Raw genomic sequence first — 16024 nt, forward strand, 5'->3', positions numbered from 1 at the left:
TAAAGATAGAATGACATTGGTATAATTATTAACTCAATATTATCTTTGTTTAATTATTAATTATCTTTGAAAAATGAAAATTGAAAATACAAAAATAACTTCGTATCACAACAGCTCAGTTTCGGTGATTTCACGCGAGGATTCTTTTTTTCAAGCCCCTTTTCATTCGCATCCTGAGTTAGAACTTGTATATGTTAAAGAGAGCTACGGCAAAAGAATTATAGGAAATTCCGTAGAACAATTTGTGCCTGGCGATATGGTTTTTTTAGGCTCAGACATCCCTCACGTTTGGCTCAATGATGAAATATATTATCAAGGTATTAGCACTCTAAAAGCCAAAGCGATTGTAGTTTATTTTAATAAAGAAATTTTTGGACCTTCTTTTTACGAATTAAAAGAAGCACAAAAGATCAATTCTTTTTTTAAGCAGGCAGCTCGTGGTGTCGTAATAACGGGTAAAACAAATCAATTAATTGCAAAAAAATTAGAGAAACTCCTTCAAAAAAAGGACTTTGAAATGATTTTAGGACTTTTCAAAATTTTAGCTTTACTTTCGGAAAGTTCGGATATTTCTTTCATCAATACTGAGTTTTATATTCCCGCGGATGCATCCGGTAAAAAAGATAAGTTATCAGCTGTTTTTGAATATTTGAAAGACAATTATAATGAAGAGATTTCGCTGATAAAAATTGCCGAAATATCGCATATGACGCCGACTTCCTTTTGTCGAATGTTCAAATTAAAAACCCAAAAAAGTTTTGTGGAGTATTTAAATGAAATTCGGGTTTCGAATGCTTGTAAATTGCTTATTGAAACCGATTTAGGAATTTCTGAAATAGCTTATAAATGTGGTTATAAAACGGCTTCCAATTTCAATCAGTTGTTTAAAAAATTGACAAAAACCACACCAAAAGAATACCGTCAAAAAGCCAAGAATTAAGTACTGGATAATTCTCAAATTGATTTATTTGAGATTTAAAACCCACAACTTTTGTTTAGAGAAAAATAGGGCTTCTTGTTTGTATTTGAATCTTATGGATTGGGTTCTTTAATTGTAAAAGAAAAGGGTAAAATGTTACTTCCATTTTAACCTTTTTTTTAATGTATTTTCGATTTACTTCTGGATGGCTTCGACATAATTTTCGCCTACTTTTTTCCAATTGATTACGTTGAAAAATGCATCGACATAATTTTTTCTTTTGTATTGATAGTCCAAATAATAAGCGTGCTCCCATAGGTCAAGTGCCAGAATTGGTTTTCCGGGGATAGTAGCATTTCGCATCATCGGATTGTCTTGATTTTGAGTGCTAGTTACTTGAAGGCTGCCGGACCGATCCACGATGAGCCAAACCCAACCAGAACCAAATTGTTTGGTAGCTTCGTCTTTGAAAGCAGTGGTAAAATTATCGAAAGAGCCAAACTTTTTGGTGATGGCTGCTGCCAAAGTATCTTTGGGTTGACCTCCCGCTTTTGGTCCCATACATTTAAAATACAGGGAATGATTGTAGTATCCGCCCGCATTATTTTTAATGTCAAGAACACTTGGATCTAATTTAGCCAATACTTCTTCGATGGTCAGATTTTCTAATGGGGTTCCTTCGATCGCTTTGTTGAGGTTGTTGGTGTAGGTTAAATAATGTTTTGAATAATGATTTTCCATTGTAAAAACCGATATGTTTGGCGCCAATGCATCGTACGAATACGGTAGTTTTTCTAGTAGAAAAGACCCTTCATTTGCCTTAACATCATCAGGCATTCCCATAATTACCTTTTCTTCGGCGGTTGGTAAGGGTACTTCGACTACTTCGGTGTATTTTTTATTATTGCAGGAAACTAAAATGCTAAGGAGAAATAAATGGGCTAGAAGTACACTTATCTTTTTCATAATTAAACCTATTTTTCCAATAAGGAATTTATAATTTCTATGTATTGTTCTTTGGCTTCTTCCACGGATAGATGGCTTATCTGAAACCAAGCATTGGTTTTGAAAGCATTTCTTAAATCATAACTTTCAGAATGATTAAAACTGAGCGAGCCAAATGTTGCTTGTTTGTAAAAAGCATAAAGTCGTAACTGGACATCCTGCGGGAGCGATGCCTGAGTCATATTCGAAGCAATTGCTACCGCTTCTTGAAAACGTGTATCTAAATCTTTAGTAGTCATTAGCCTTTTGTGGCGATAATTGTTTTTCCACCAACTGCTTTTTGGTTCAGTACGACATTGATAGGTGTACCCAAAGGCAAAAATAAATCGACTCTGGAACCAAATTTAATAAAACCTGCATCTTCTCCCTGAACTACTTGCATTCCTTCTTTGGCATAATTGACGATTCTCTTGGCCAAAGCTCCTGCAATTTGACGGTACAATACCTCGCCAAAGTTTTTATTTTCGACTACAATGGTAGTTCTTTCGTTTTCTTCGCTAGCTTTTGGATGCCAAGCCACCAAGAATTTTCCGGGATGATATTTGCTAAATTTTATGATGCCACCCATTGCGTACCGCGTTACGTGAACATTGAGAGGTGACATAAAAATAGAAACCTGAATGCGTTTTTCTTTGAAATATTCGCTTTCAAATACTTCCTCAATAACCACGACTTTACCATCGACTGGGGCAAGAATTTGGTTTTCGTCTAAAATAAAGTTGCGTTTTGGATTTCTGAAAAATTGTAAAATGATAATCAATAACAAAAAAGTTATGATTTGGATTGTCATTTTAATCCAAGTGGTATCGATAAATTTATCAGATAATAGCAGCACGATTGCCGTAACAACAGTACCGATTAAAATAGATTGAGCGCCTTCTTTATGAAACATAGTATAAAATTTGGTAAAATAAAAATATAATTGGTGCTACAAATATAACACTATCTAGGCGATCTAGAATACCTCCGTGGCCCGGCATGATTTTTCCGCTGTCTTTTACGCCGGCAATTCGTTTGAATTTAGATTCAATTAAATCGCCGATGGTGCCCATAATTCCCACAATGAGCGCTATTATAACCCAAATCATGATAGAGGTGGAGCTAAATTCTGGGCTTGCCTTTATATAATATTTGGATATTAAATAACCAGCTAAAATGGAGAAAACAATACCTCCGACAAAGCCCTCGATGGTTTTTTTAGGCGATATTCTTTCGAATAATTTGTTTTTTCCAATCGATTTCCCAACAATAAAGGCAAAGGTGTCATTAGTCCAAATGATGATAAACAAGCCTATGATGATTTTCGGATTGTAATCTTTGACTCCAAAAGATATTTTGGTGATAAATATAAATGGTAAAATGATATACCCTAATAAATAAAGTGATTTCGAGGAAATACTCGACTTTTGAATTTTGTCATAAAACAAAAATAGAATGCATTTAATAGATACAACCAAGGCGATAACCAAGAGAATCAGGTCTAATTGTTTCACATTGATGGACAAATCTAGCTGCGTATTGAATGTTTTATTGATGAAATCAGTCGTAATTTTGTTGTAGCAACTGAGCAAAGTGACTGCGGTATACAATAGAATTCCAAATAATATTGAAGGTAGTTTGTTAATCTGAATCAGATTACAAAATTCGTAAATCGCAATGATTAAAAAGAGTCCAAATAAAACAAAAAAACTTTCTGTCGAATAGAGAATCGAAGACAGCAATAACATTACATAAACAGCACCAGAAATAGTTCTCTTAAGTGTTTCATTCATCTTATAAATCTTCTAAAAGCAATAAATACAGATTTTTAGCAGAACTTCCGTACTGCGTAAAATCTTCGTCAACCGCTTTCTTGAAATATTTTATGGTTGTGATATTGGTAGGGTAGTCTTTAATGTATTTTTTCTTAATTACGCTCAAACCATCGCTTTTGGTTTCGATTATTTGACTAGTAGTAGCAATAATTACAATGTTTACAGGGAGTTCGTTGGGTTTGTGCTGTTTTATTTGCTTCGATGAAAACAAGATAGATCCCTCGTCTGCAATTAAATTTTCGCAATTAGCCAAGAGGAAAGAAGGTGTTTTTGTTTTATGATGCTTGATTTTATTTTCTTCTAGCATACCAAGAAGATCCGGTTCATAGCAGAGCGCTTCGCCTTCAAACCAATCGTTTTCTTCTAGAATGTGTTCAAAATGATCTTTTAGTTCCGTTTCATTTTCGCAATACAAAAATTTACCACCATTTTTATTGAAATTATAAATGAATTTTTCTTCTATTGGCGCATCATTCTGAATAGAAAATTTATTCTTTTCGATGTCATTTCCTTCGTCTGAAGAGGGGTTTATAGAGCTAAATATTTTTTTAAAAAGACTCATATATTTCGATGCTACTTGATAAATTAATTGAAAACGTTCAAAGATAAAAAAATCTTAATTCAAAAGTCACTTTTGAATTAAGATTTTAAAATAATATGCGTTTTTATGATTACGACACTACTTCTGTCAGATTGTCGTCAAAGGTTCTTTTTCCGAAAATGGTTTCTAAGTCGTCTTTGAAAATCACTTCTTTCTCAATAAGAATATCTGCGAGCTGATTGAGTTTGTCTTTGTTTTCTTCTAAGATTTTGATGGCTCGTTCGTATTGGCTTTCTATTAATATTGAAATTTCTTTATCGATTGTTTGAGCAGTTTCATCCGAATAGGGTTTAGAAAAGCTATATTCACTTTGGCCTGTGGAATCATAATAGGTTACATTCCCGATTTTTTCGTTCAAACCATAAATCGTCACCATTGCACGCGCTTGGCGGGTTACTTTTTCTAAGTCGCTTAACGCCCCCGTCGAAATTCTGTCGAAAGTTACTTTCTCAGCAGCTCTTCCGCCCATAGTAGCGCACATTTCGTCTAGCATTTGGTCTGTTCTAACAATTTGTCGCTCTTCGGGAAGATACCATGCGGCACCCAAACTTTGACCACGAGGAACAATCGTCACTTTGATCAGTGGAGCGGCGTGCTCCAGCATCCAACTAACGGTGGCGTGTCCAGCTTCGTGTATTGCGATGGCTTTCTTTTCTTCAGGAGTAATGATTTTATTTTTCTTTTCAAGCCCACCGATAATTCGGTCTACTGCGTCAAGAAAATCTTGTTTGTCTACTGCCGTTTTGTTATTTCTAGCGGCAATCAGAGCGGCTTCGTTACAAACATTGGCAATATCGGCACCTGAAAAACCGGGTGTTTGCTTGGCTAAAAAGTCGGTATCTAGATTCTCAACTTTTTTCAATGGAGTGAGATGCACTTTGAAAATTTCTTCGCGTTCGCGAATGTCCGGTAAATCTACAAAAATTTGTCTGTCGAAACGACCTGCACGCATCAAGGCTTTGTCTAAAACATCGGCTCTGTTGGTGGCAGCCAAAACGATTACATTCGAATTGGTTCCAAAACCATCCATTTCGGTGAGTAACTGGTTTAATGTGTTTTCGCGTTCGTCATTTCCACCCGACATATTGTTTTTTCCTCTGGCTCTTCCCACCGCATCAATTTCGTCAATAAAAATGATTGAAGGGGACTTTTCTTTGGCTTGCTTGAATAAATCGCGAACTCTCGAGGCACCAACTCCAACAAACATTTCCACAAAATCAGAACCCGATAGCGAGAAAAATGGCACTTGAGCTTCACCTGCGACGGCTTTTGCCAAAAGTGTTTTTCCGGTTCCCGGAGGACCAACGAGTAATGCTCCTTTCGGAATTTTTCCGCCTAAATTGGTGTATTTTTCTGGGTTTTTCAAGAATTCAACAATTTCTTGTATCTCCTCTTTGGCACCTTCTAATCCTGCAACATCTTTGAAAGAGGTTTTGATATCCGTTTTTTCGTCAAAAAGTTTGGCTTTCGATTTTCCGATATTAAAAATTTGTCCGCCGCCACCTCCGCCGCCTGACATTCTTCTCATAATAAAAATCCAAACGCCGATGATAATGATGATGGGCAAAAGGCTGATTATGATTTCGCTCCAATTGCTGCTTTCTTGAAAATCATAATTTTTAAGTTTACCCTCAGTAACTGCTTTTTCTAATTTTCTTTCAAATATTTGAACGTCTCCAAGGCTCACTTTATAATGTGGACCTTTGTTTTGATTATTCAATAGATCTTTGGCCACTTTTTTATTGGCATCATCCTTTAGTGCAGAAGGGCTTAAGTAAATTTCTGCATCTTTTTTATTGAAGATGACTATTTTTTCAATCTGACTTTTTTCTAATAGAGCATTGAATTTTGTTTGATCTAATAAAACGGGTTCTTGTAAATTGGAACCACCCGTGAAAAAACTTATGGTTAAGAAAATCAATAAGATAGCCGTGTACACTAACCATGGACTTACTTTAAAATTATTCGAATTCGGTTTATTATCTTTTGCCATTGGAGGTTTATTTCTTTAGTATTTATTTTCGATTTTAGTAATTTTGGCATCGCCCCAAAGGCTTTCAATATTGTAATATTCGCGAATGTGTTTCTGGAAAACGTGCACGACAATGCTCACATAGTCCATAAGCACCCACTCGGCATTGTCCGATCCTTCTACGTGCCAAGGTTTGTCCTTCAATTCTTTTGAAACTACTTTTTGGATAGAGTTAACAATGGCGTTAACTTGAGTATTTGAATTTCCGTTGCAGATAACAAAATAGTCACAAACGGCGGTGTCTATTTCTCTTAAATCAAGAATGTCAATATCATTTCCTTTTACTTCTTCTATTCCTTTGATGATGTTTGCCAATAGAACATCATTATTTACTATCTTTTTTGTCATGAAATATTTTTAATATAAGTTGGTAAAGTTACCATTTTTTGTGATTATTTTTGAACGTTAACATAATATTAAATTCTGTTTCCTAAATAACTGCCTATGAAACTAATCAAACTCGATGCCATAGATTCTACGAACGACTTCCTCAGGGGATTAGCAAGTAAGCAAATACTGGATAATTTTACCGTGGTTACGGCCGAAAATCAAACTAAGGGCAAAGGACAAATGGGGGCGGTTTGGGATTCTGAACCAAGTAAAAATCTAATAATGAGTATTTTAGTTTATGATTTTGTTACTGATGTGAATCGTTTATTTGATATTAATATTGTAGTTTCTATTTCGATTATTCAGGCATTAGAAGATTTTAACATTCCAGAATTAAGTGTCAAATGGCCTAACGACATTATGTCATATACTAAAAAAGTAGGTGGCATTTTGATTGAAAATAGTATTAAAAGTGACGGAAGAATTCATTCGATTGTGGGTTTGGGGCTGAATGTGAACCAAATCAATTTTGAAAATTTACCCAAAGCATCTTCCTTGGCGGTAATTTGCAAAACGACTTTCGATAAAGAAAAAATTCTGATGAAAATTATCGAAAAATTAAAACAAAATAGTCAGATTTGGGCACAAAATTCAGATTTGTTTTGGTCGGAATATTCCAATAGACTGTTCAAAATAGGAATTCCAATGGCTTTTGCAGACCAAAATCAGCAAAATTTTATGGGGATAATTCAAGGCGTTTCCGATTCAGGAAAACTAAGCGTACTTTTAGAAGATGATTCCATTGCTGAATTTGATATCAAGGAAATTCAGATGTTGTATTAACTAAAAAAACCTTTCAGTGGTCACTAAAAGGTTTTTTTATAATGAGTTTGAATTTACAATTTTGGCATATTCAATGCCAAAGTTTCGATAAATTTAGAAATCGGTCCTTTGATCATCATGGCCATCATCGGGTTAAATTCGCCTTCGAAATCTAGTTTTACTTCAGATGAATTTTCAGAAACTGCATCAATATTGGCCACTAAAGTAAATGGCAGTTTGTCGCTGGCAGCATTCAAAATCACTTTGGAATGAGGAACTCCTTCTTTTAATCTTAATTTTATTTCGGGCATGCCTTTCAGACCAAAATTGAAAATATCGTCGCCAAGAACTTCGAATTTGGCGATGTTTTCGGGCATTAATTTTTCAAAATTTCTGATATCTGATAATTGAGTGTATAAATATTCAGCCGATTTTTCGACCGTAACTTTTGGACTTTCTAAGTTCATTTAAGTGTATTGTTTGAAGTTTATTGTTTATTGTTTATGGTTGAAATTTTATTATTCATTTTTTTCAACACCCCAAGTCGATGGACTCTGATTCCATTCTCTCAAGGTAGCTTCTTCCATTTCGGTTATATATCGTTTGGCGACTGCCAAATTCAATAAATTTTGATAATTACTCAAGGTAAATAAATCGACATTGGCTTTTTGAAAGTTTTCTTGGGCAACATCAAATCCATAGGTGAAAATAGCTGCCATTCCTTTAATATTAGCGCCTGCAGCCCGCAAGGCTTCTACGGCAAGCAAACTACTATTGCCCGTGCTGATCAAATCTTCTACAATCACTACATTTTGCCCTTTTTGCAAAAAGCCTTCAACTTGATTTTGTCGGCCATGCTTTTTGGGTTCCGGCCTTACATATACAAAGGGTAAACCCATACTTTCGGCAACCAATATTCCAATTCCAATCGCGCCTGTTGCCACACCGGCGATGACATCGGGTTTGCCGAATTTTTTTTCAATATTTTTCGAAAATTCGTCTCTTACATAATTCCGAATGGTTGGAAATGAAAGAATTATTCGATTATCACAATAAATAGGGGATTGCCATCCTGAAGCCCAGGTAAAAGGATTTCTTGGATTCAATTTAATTGCATTAATTTGCAAAAGTAATTCGGCAGTTTTCTCGGCGGTATCTTTATTAAATATCATAGTACAAATGTATAAAGTTTTTGTGAACGACAAACCACTTTTTTTGACAAATGAAATCTCTAAGGAGACTAATTTTCAACTTTTTTTATTAGAAAGTGTTGATATAGAGCAAATTATAGTCAAAATTTTTCAAAATAAAATTCAAAAAGCCTATCTTTATCATCCTGATGAAAAGGAAATTTTGAAAACTTTGAAATCTAAAATTCCGGTTTCTAAAGCTGGTGGAGGCTTAGTTTATAATAAAAAGGGCGAAGTTCTATTTATTTATCGAGGTGGAAAATGGGATTTACCGAAAGGAGGCACCGAGAAAGGGGAAGATATTGAAAAAACCGCCATGCGAGAAGTCGAAGAAGAAACTGGTGTCGACCAATTGCGAATTACCAAAAAATTGCAAAAGACCTATCATATTTTCAAACGGAATGGTGTCTATAAACTCAAAATTACCCAATGGTTTGAAATGCAGTCCGATTTTGAAGGAATTCCAGTAGGCCAGCAGGAGGAAGGCATCGAAAAAGCGGTTTGGCTTAGTCCTAATGAAATTCCTGAAGTACTGAAAAAATCGTATGAAAACATAAAATTATTATTCGAAGTGGATGGGATTAGTCAATAATTACTCCACAATTCGATAAATAGGATATTGTAAATGTGCTTTTTCGTAGTAAATCGAGTTCTTGTGAACCCAATCTAATTGTGCTTCTGGGTTTTCGGCAAAAGCTTTATCTTCTGTTTTCTTTTGTTCTAATTTTGCTCTCAGGTCAGGATTTTTATTCAAATAGTCATTGGCTAAATCTTCAAAAACATAATCGGAATAACCTTCTTTTTGTTGCAGTATAGTGTCAAAAAAGTTCCAATTAAAATAGCTATCCACTGCTGCAGGCTCTAGTGTTTCTAATAAAAATTTGACTCCTTTTTGTTGGGTTGTAAATAGATAATCACCTTTTTTAAAGTGCATTTTTATTGTAGAAGATGTCACCTTTGTATTGTAATGGGCATAATGTCCTTCGTATGCGTTTTTTGAAGTGGAATAATCGGCAATGCGATAGCTTTCGACCACTATAATAGTGTCATTTTTTAATCTTGAAAATTTTAGGTTGTTAGCTTTAAGCAAATCGATTACAGGCCAAAATCCTTGCGGAATAAGGTATCCATTCGGAATGGTGATTTCCTGAGCGGACTTAAAATCGGCCAAAAATGGAATCGATTTTGAATAAGGAATTTGTTGGTCGTAATACAATCGAGAACCCGAAGTAAGATCGCTTTTCTTGATCTTCCCTTCGTATCCTAAAAAGGGTATTTTAGTAATTTTCGAAGAATCAATCTCCCATTTTAAAGTATATTTTTTCTGGGGTTCAAATTGTTTTTCATTTTCTAAACGCTTGTTTTTAATGGTTTTATAATTTTTATCTACATAATTTATTGTGGACGTCATAAATTCATAGGTGGCTTTTACGCGACTTGCATAGTCTTTTAACATATGTGTTTCTACCACAAAACCAATAGAATTGAATAATGATGTATAGCCTGTGGTATATCTTGGACTGTCAAAAAACTGCTGAAAACCTTCGTCAGGAGTTCCGCGCCAAACATTGACGTAAGGCGTAGTTTCTATCTTTTTTTGTTGCAAATCTTTAGTAATCGATGGTGTAACTTCATTTTTCATATAATCTCCCAAAGTATTTCCTAGTTTTTTGGGTTCAGTCATAATATAAGTCAAGGTGTATTGATAGTCGGCGCCGTTACTCACGTGGTTATCAATAAAAACATCCGGATTGTATTTTTGAAAAATTTCAACAAAACTCAAAGTATTCTTAGTATCTGATTTTATGAAGTCACGATTTAAATCAAAATTTCTAGCATTACCCCGAAAACCATAGGCTTCAGGTCCATCTTGGTTGACACGAGTTGTGGAATTTCTATTCAAGCAGCCGCCAATATTGTACACTGGAATTGCAATAAGAATCACATTTGCTGGAATTTTAATTTTTCCCAAAGCTAAATCTCTGTACAATTGCATACTTGCGTCAATCCCATCAGGTTCGCCAGGATGAATGCCGTTGTTGATTAATATGATTGCTTTGGAAGATGTTGCATCAAAGTTAAACTCTTTGTCTGCGTTAAAAATTACGATTTGCAATGGTTCGCCACTATCTGTCAAACCCATATTTTTGACTTTTATCGTTTCAAAATCGGTGTCTAATTCTTGATAATATCGCAGTATTTCAGCATAATCAGCACTTTGGTTGCCATTTCCTTTCTCAAAATAAGTATCATATTTCGAATTTTTTTGTGCCAACAGCATCGTTGAAAAAAGGAGTACAGCTAATTTTATAAAGCGCATAGTTGAGTTTTTTATCGATTTTCCAAAAGTAACTAACTTTTTCTAACTAGTATTTTGTAAAAGCTAATTTTTAATTCAGATTTGCCTTTATCTTTGCAAAATGAATAGAAGACATCATTCCAATAATATACTTTTCAATTTAGGTATCGAAAACCTAAATGAAATGCAAGTCGCTGCCCAAGAAACTATTTTGAGCGACAACAATATTTTACTCCTTTCGCCAACAGGTTCAGGGAAAACACTGGCTTTCCTCTTGCCCATTTTAGAAATGTTGAAACCTGAAATACTTTCCGTTCAATGTTTGATTCTGGTTCCATCACGTGAATTAGGGCTTCAAATTGAGCAAGTTTGGAAAAAAATGGGAACAGACTATAAAGTAAATGTTTGCTACGGCGGTCATTCCATCGAAACCGAAATCAAAAATTTAAGCAATCCACCTGCGGTTTTAATTGGAACTCCGGGACGAATCGCCGATCATATTGATAGAGGCACTTTTCGTTTGGACAAAATAGAAACCTTGATTCTGGACGAATTTGATAAATCCTTGCAATTGGGTTTTCACGAGCAAATGTCTTTCATCATTGGAAAATTATCCAAACTAAACAAACGTATTTTGGTTTCGGCAACATCCGATATTGAAATTCCAAAATATACGAGAGTGGTCAATCCTACCATTTTGGATTTTATTCCAAATGAAGAAGTAACCAGTAATTTGGCCACGAAAATGGTCATTTCGAAAGAGAAAGACAAAATGGGAAGTTTATTCAACCTGATTTGTTCCTTGAAATCGCAATCGGCCATCGTTTTTTGCAATCATCGTGACGCTGCCGAACGAATAAGCGATACTTTGAACGAAAAAGGTATTTATGCTACGTATTATCACGGCGGAATGGATCAGGACGAACGGGAACGCGCTTTAATCCAATTCCGAAACGGCAGTATGAGTTATTTAATCACGACTGATTTGGCAGCTCGTGGACTCGATATTCCCGAAATGAAACACGTGATTCATTATCATTTGCCTTTGAAAGAAGACGAATTCACGCATAGAAACGGTAGAACGGCTCGAATGCAGGCTTCCGGAACGGCTTATCTTATCATAAACGAAAGCGAGAAAAAACTAGATTACGTCGATTATGGAATGGAAGTTTTGAAGGTGGAAAATGCAACCACTTTGCCAAAACCACCAGAGTTCCAAACCATCTACATCAGCGGAGGAAAGAAAAACAAATTGAATAAGATTGATATTGTAGGGTTCTTTTCCCAAAAGGGGAAATTGGAGAAAGGCGATTTAGGATTAATCGAAGTGAAAGATTTTATTTCCTTCGCCGCAGTAAAATTCAACAAGGTGAAAGATTTACTGCATAATATCAAGGACGAAAAAATGAAAGGCAAGAAATTTAAAATTGAAGTAGCTAAAAAAGTGATTAAGAAGGAAGAGGAGTAGTTTTTATCGGTAAGTTTTGTTTATCAGTTATTTGAATAATTAAGAATTAAAAAAAAGTCATCAACTTAAAATTTTACTAAACGGCAAGTTTCCGTTCACGATTTTAAATTTCGGAAACTCTGCTTTTTCCAGCCATGGCATCAACTAAGTCAGTTTGTTTAAGTTTCATTTCTGATATTCTTATTTTTATAGCTTCAATAGGATTCGGTGCAGCAATGGGATAATTTCTATTTTCAAATTCATCAATTAATAGCGCAAGAATATCTGCCTCATCACTTTCAGGCGTCACCCATTGGAGCATCAAAAAGAAGCTCAAATCTTTTTAACGCAGCTTGATAATCGGATTCTGTTTTTATGGGCTAAAATCTCACTGTTTAAATTTTATCGAATATCAACAAGAAATCCTGAGTTTTCAGGATTTCTTGTTTTTCCCAAAATTGAATTTTACCTTCTCTACGACTTGCACTTTTGGAGCAGGTTTTTTGAAAGGTTTCTTTTTGGCTGATGGTTTCGTTTTAGCAGGACTTTGATCGCCTCTGGCTTTTTCCTGATCTATTGGTTTCGCTTTGAACTCCTTGCGCTCTGAAGCACCCTCTTTTGCTGGTATTTGAGCTTTATGTTTGGCTAAAACCTCATTCGGATTCTTTGGATTTTCTTTTGTACCTCGCAAATGAATCACCAATCCGTTGAGGAAATTACGCAGTATTTGATCGCCACATTCTACATAATTAGGATGGTCTTCGGCACGAAAAAACGCACTCAATTCTGATTTAGAAATTCTAAAATCAACAAGTTCTAAAATGTCAACTATTTGGTCATCGCGCAACATCAGTGCGACACGCAATTTTTTGAGGATATCGTTATTGGTCATTTTTTTATTTTTTACAAAGGTACGTTTTAAAAGTAATGTGGAAAACAATTATTACATTGCACAAGATCTAGTATTTATTATGGATTGCAGTAATGATTCGCGCCATTTCAGTTCTAATTTCATCCGTTGTTCTGGTAAAGTTGTTGTTCATAAACGAATAGATTAATTTCTTGCCTTTTCGAGTGATAATGTAACCACTTTGGTTGTAAACATTTGTAAGTGTACCTGTTTTTGCCCAAACAAATGGCTTGTCATTATCTGTTTTATAAGCTCTTTTTAAAGTTCCCGAAACACCGCCAGCTGGAAATAAACTGTGCAGTCGTTCCTCATCATTGATTTTGGCACTAATTTTTTTCAACAAACTAATCGAGGTGTTAGGCGTGAATAAATTATAACGTGATAAGCCAGAACCATCCACCCAAGAAATGTCGTTGGCAAATTCTTTCATAAAATTGGCTTTACTGTATTCGATTATCGTTTGGGTAGACAAATCATTTGCCATCGTCGACGAACAGACCAGTAGCAATTGTTCGGCTATAAAATTGTCGCTGACCAACATCATTTTTCTTAATACATCGTCTGTTTTTTCGCTGTAAATTATTTTGAAATCTTTTGGCAATGGAATGTCGATGAGGCTAATATCTTTGTTAATTTTTTCTTCGAGAAGCGAAATGGTCAGTTCAGGACTGGTCTTGAATGGAATTTCTTGAAGGTAACCTGTTTTATCAATTTTAGCAGGAAAGCTAAATTGATTGGAATAAAAATCGCGATGAATCAGGAAATAGTCATCACTAAAATTAGGATCCACTTTGAAAAAAGATTGCAAAAAAGGAGGATTTACGGTGATGCCACCAGCTTCATTTTTGTAGACTTTGGCTGTATTTCCATCCACCGGAAAAGCGGTCAACTCGGGTTGAAAATCTTCTAAATAATCATCATAATTCCAACCGTAGCCATAAAAATTACCTTTGTAATTGTTAGAAACTAAGAACAGTTTTTTGTTTGAAGCCTTCAAAAAATCCAACACCTTTGTCGATTTGAAACTAGAGTACGTCAAAGTTGGGTCGCCGGTTCCCCAAAAAATCAAGGAATCACCTTTGGTGCTGTATTTTAGAGCGGGAATCGAATCGCCTAGCATATTTAGAGCCGTATACAATGTGTACATTTTGGTATTCGATGCCGGGACAAAGTTTTTAGTTCCGTTTTGTTCAAAAATCATTTGGTCTTTATCTTGATCAAAAAGCGCAAAACCGGTAAAATGTTCCTGAAGAATTTCGGATTTTTCGATCAATTTTTTGATTTTTCGATGCGGAATTTTTTGAGAAAATGCATTGACCGACAAAAGCAATAATAAGATATATAATAGCGTGTATTTCATTTATAAATTTTTAAAACAACCAAATATAAGCATTTGCAAATCCATCTCGCCATAATTTTTCGTTATGCTGTCCGCCTTTTACAATTTGCTTTTTGGTCAAATTTTTGCATTCGCACCTTTTTTCCGATACTAAATCATCAATTTTGTTGAGGTCCAAAACCATATCGGCATCACCTTCATTGTCCCCGCAAAGGAAATATATTTTCGTTTTTATCTTTGTAGTTTTTTCGGTCAATTCCATTATTTCCTTGCGGTTAAACCAAAAAGAGGGCGAAAAAATTCCTGCCTTTCCGAATACTTCTGGATATTTCAGAATGGCATAATAAGAAACCAATCCGCCGAGCGAACTCCCCATAATGCCTGTGTTTTTGGTGTTGGTTTTTGTTCTGTATTTGGAATCAATTGCTGGTTTAAGTGTTTTTACAATGAAATCAAGGTATTGATCGGCATTTCCTCCGCCATATTTAGCATTTTTATAGGGTGTAAGTTCGTCCATTCGTTTCTCGTTTCCGTGTTCGATACCTACGACAATCACCTGAGCATTGAGGCTATCGAGTTTTTCATCCACATTCCATTCACCAACAAAAGAGGTCTTGGCATCGAAAAGATTTTGGGCGTCATGCATGTAAATTACAGGATATTTCTTTTTGCTGTTTTGATAATTTTTGGGTAAATACAGCCAAATTTTCTTGGTACAATTCAATTGTGGTGCCTCAATACTGAAAGTTGTAACTTGTTTTGAAGCGGTATTTGCTTGGGCTAAAATTTGGTCTGTCGCAATAAAAACAAAAAGGAATAGTGCCAATCGCTGAATCATTTGTTAGGTTTTGTATTTTGGATTAAAAAGAATATTTTAGCTAAAAATAATAATTTGATGCAAACAAACGAAGAAAAAATAAGTTTACTTTTAGAAATGATCGCTTTTGCCACAATAGATGGTAATTTGCATCCAAAGGAATATGCTTTTTTGGCCATCGTTGCCAAAGAGTTGAACATTAGTACGGAAGTTTTCAAGGATTTGTTTCATCAGGAATTACCACTTCTTGTTATTAAATCGGAATACGAGCGTTTTCATCAATTTTACCGTTTGGCCTTATTAATGCATTCGGACGGGGTCATTCATAGCAAGGAAGAAATTGCCATTATCCAAATTGGAATTGATATGGGATTGAATCCTGTTGTGACCAACCGGATGCTCAAAATGATGAAAATGCATTCCAGCCCCATTATTGAAGCCGATGTTTTATTGGAAATTTTCAAAGAGCAGCACAACTGATTTAGTATGCCCTGATGAA

The 16024-nt window shown here is 35.1% G+C and carries 19 protein-coding genes; 5 read left to right on the forward strand and 14 right to left on the reverse strand.

Annotated elements, in window-relative coordinates; all coding sequences use genetic code 11:
- Positions 1-73 precede the first annotated feature (73 nt).
- Positions 74-940, forward strand: a complete 867-nt coding sequence (locus E1750_RS15485; protein ID WP_133277642.1) for an AraC family transcriptional regulator — start codon at positions 74-76, stop codon at positions 938-940.
- Positions 941-1114: 174 nt separating this feature from the next.
- Here the strand turns inward: E1750_RS15485 and E1750_RS15490 are convergent, their stop codons facing one another.
- From E1750_RS15490 to rsfS, 7 genes are all read right to left on the reverse strand, one after another.
- Positions 1115-1885, reverse strand: coding sequence for a superoxide dismutase (locus tag E1750_RS15490; RefSeq protein WP_133277643.1), 771 nt, complete (start codon positions 1883-1885; stop codon positions 1115-1117).
- Positions 1886-1893: 8 nt separating this feature from the next.
- Entirely contained in the window at positions 1894-2163 is a 270-nt protein-coding gene (locus E1750_RS15495) for an acyl-CoA-binding protein (protein WP_133277644.1), read from the reverse strand.
- Positions 2163-2816 (reverse strand): phosphatidylserine decarboxylase family protein, encoded by a 654-nt coding sequence (locus E1750_RS15500; protein ID WP_133277645.1) that lies wholly within the window; start codon positions 2814-2816, stop codon positions 2163-2165. The genes E1750_RS15495 and E1750_RS15500 overlap by 1 nt, the downstream gene beginning before the upstream one ends.
- Positions 2806-3696 carry a phosphatidate cytidylyltransferase gene (locus E1750_RS15505; RefSeq protein WP_133277646.1) on the reverse strand — a complete coding sequence of 297 codons (891 nt, stop codon included), beginning with the start codon at positions 3694-3696 and terminating at the stop codon, positions 2806-2808. The genes E1750_RS15500 and E1750_RS15505 overlap by 11 nt, the downstream gene beginning before the upstream one ends.
- Position 3697: 1 nt before the next feature.
- A complete protein-coding gene (locus tag E1750_RS15510; RefSeq protein WP_133277647.1) occupies positions 3698-4300 on the reverse strand; it encodes a lactate utilization protein B/C in 603 nt (200 codons plus the stop codon).
- 109 nt (positions 4301-4409) lie between these two features.
- The gene (ftsH, locus tag E1750_RS15515; protein ID WP_133277648.1) at positions 4410-6332 is read right to left on the reverse strand and encodes an ATP-dependent zinc metalloprotease FtsH; all 1923 of its coding nucleotides are present in this window, start codon (positions 6330-6332) and stop codon (positions 4410-4412) included.
- A 15-nt stretch (positions 6333-6347) separates the two neighbouring features.
- On the reverse strand, positions 6348-6719 hold the full coding sequence (rsfS, locus tag E1750_RS15520) for a ribosome silencing factor (RefSeq protein ID WP_133277649.1): 372 nt from the start codon (positions 6717-6719) through the stop codon (positions 6348-6350).
- A 96-nt stretch (positions 6720-6815) separates the two neighbouring features.
- On the opposite strand from rsfS, the gene E1750_RS15525 reads away from it, so the two are divergent.
- Complete coding sequence (locus E1750_RS15525) at positions 6816-7544, forward strand: biotin--[acetyl-CoA-carboxylase] ligase (protein ID WP_133277650.1); 729 nt, start codon at positions 6816-6818, stop codon at positions 7542-7544.
- A gap of 53 nt (positions 7545-7597) precedes the next feature.
- Here the strand turns inward: E1750_RS15525 and E1750_RS15530 are convergent, their stop codons facing one another.
- Positions 7598-7990 carry an SRPBCC family protein gene (locus E1750_RS15530; RefSeq protein ID WP_133277651.1) on the reverse strand — a complete coding sequence of 131 codons (393 nt, stop codon included), beginning with the start codon at positions 7988-7990 and terminating at the stop codon, positions 7598-7600.
- Between the two features lie 51 nt (positions 7991-8041).
- A complete protein-coding gene (gene pyrE, locus E1750_RS15535) occupies positions 8042-8695 on the reverse strand; it encodes an orotate phosphoribosyltransferase (protein ID WP_133277652.1) in 654 nt (217 codons plus the stop codon).
- Between the two features lie 7 nt (positions 8696-8702).
- Here pyrE and E1750_RS15540 point away from each other — a divergent pair, with 7 nt between their 5' ends.
- On the forward strand, positions 8703-9305 hold the full coding sequence (locus tag E1750_RS15540) for an NUDIX hydrolase (RefSeq protein ID WP_133277653.1): 603 nt from the start codon (positions 8703-8705) through the stop codon (positions 9303-9305).
- On the opposite strand, the gene E1750_RS15545 is transcribed toward E1750_RS15540, so the two are convergent.
- A complete protein-coding gene (locus tag E1750_RS15545) occupies positions 9306-11033 on the reverse strand; it encodes a M14 family metallopeptidase (RefSeq protein WP_133277654.1) in 1728 nt (575 codons plus the stop codon). It abuts the gene before it with no gap.
- Between the two features lie 100 nt (positions 11034-11133).
- On the opposite strand from E1750_RS15545, the gene E1750_RS15550 reads away from it, so the two are divergent.
- On the forward strand, positions 11134-12480 hold the full coding sequence (locus E1750_RS15550) for a DEAD/DEAH box helicase (protein WP_133277655.1): 1347 nt from the start codon (positions 11134-11136) through the stop codon (positions 12478-12480).
- Between the two features lie 103 nt (positions 12481-12583).
- Here the strand turns inward: E1750_RS15550 and E1750_RS17845 are convergent, their stop codons facing one another.
- The 4 genes from E1750_RS17845 to E1750_RS15570 form a co-directional block, all read right to left on the reverse strand.
- Positions 12584-12796: a helix-turn-helix domain-containing protein gene (locus tag E1750_RS17845; RefSeq protein WP_176582359.1), complete on the reverse strand. Its 213-nt coding sequence runs from the start codon at positions 12794-12796 to the stop codon at positions 12584-12586.
- A 96-nt stretch (positions 12797-12892) separates the two neighbouring features.
- The gene (locus tag E1750_RS15560; RefSeq protein ID WP_133277656.1) at positions 12893-13351 is read right to left on the reverse strand and encodes a DUF1456 family protein; all 459 of its coding nucleotides are present in this window, start codon (positions 13349-13351) and stop codon (positions 12893-12895) included.
- A 67-nt stretch (positions 13352-13418) separates the two neighbouring features.
- Positions 13419-14729: a D-alanyl-D-alanine carboxypeptidase gene (locus tag E1750_RS15565; protein WP_133277657.1), complete on the reverse strand. Its 1311-nt coding sequence runs from the start codon at positions 14727-14729 to the stop codon at positions 13419-13421.
- Between the two features lie 10 nt (positions 14730-14739).
- A complete protein-coding gene (locus E1750_RS15570) occupies positions 14740-15546 on the reverse strand; it encodes an alpha/beta hydrolase (protein ID WP_133277658.1) in 807 nt (268 codons plus the stop codon).
- 57 nt (positions 15547-15603) lie between these two features.
- Here E1750_RS15570 and E1750_RS15575 point away from each other — a divergent pair, with 57 nt between their 5' ends.
- Complete coding sequence (locus E1750_RS15575) at positions 15604-16005, forward strand: tellurite resistance TerB family protein (RefSeq protein WP_133277659.1); 402 nt, start codon at positions 15604-15606, stop codon at positions 16003-16005.
- Positions 16006-16024: the final 19 nt, after the last annotated feature.

The organism is Flavobacterium nackdongense, assembly GCF_004355225.1.
Lineage (GTDB): Bacteria > Bacteroidota > Bacteroidia > Flavobacteriales > Flavobacteriaceae > Flavobacterium > Flavobacterium nackdongense.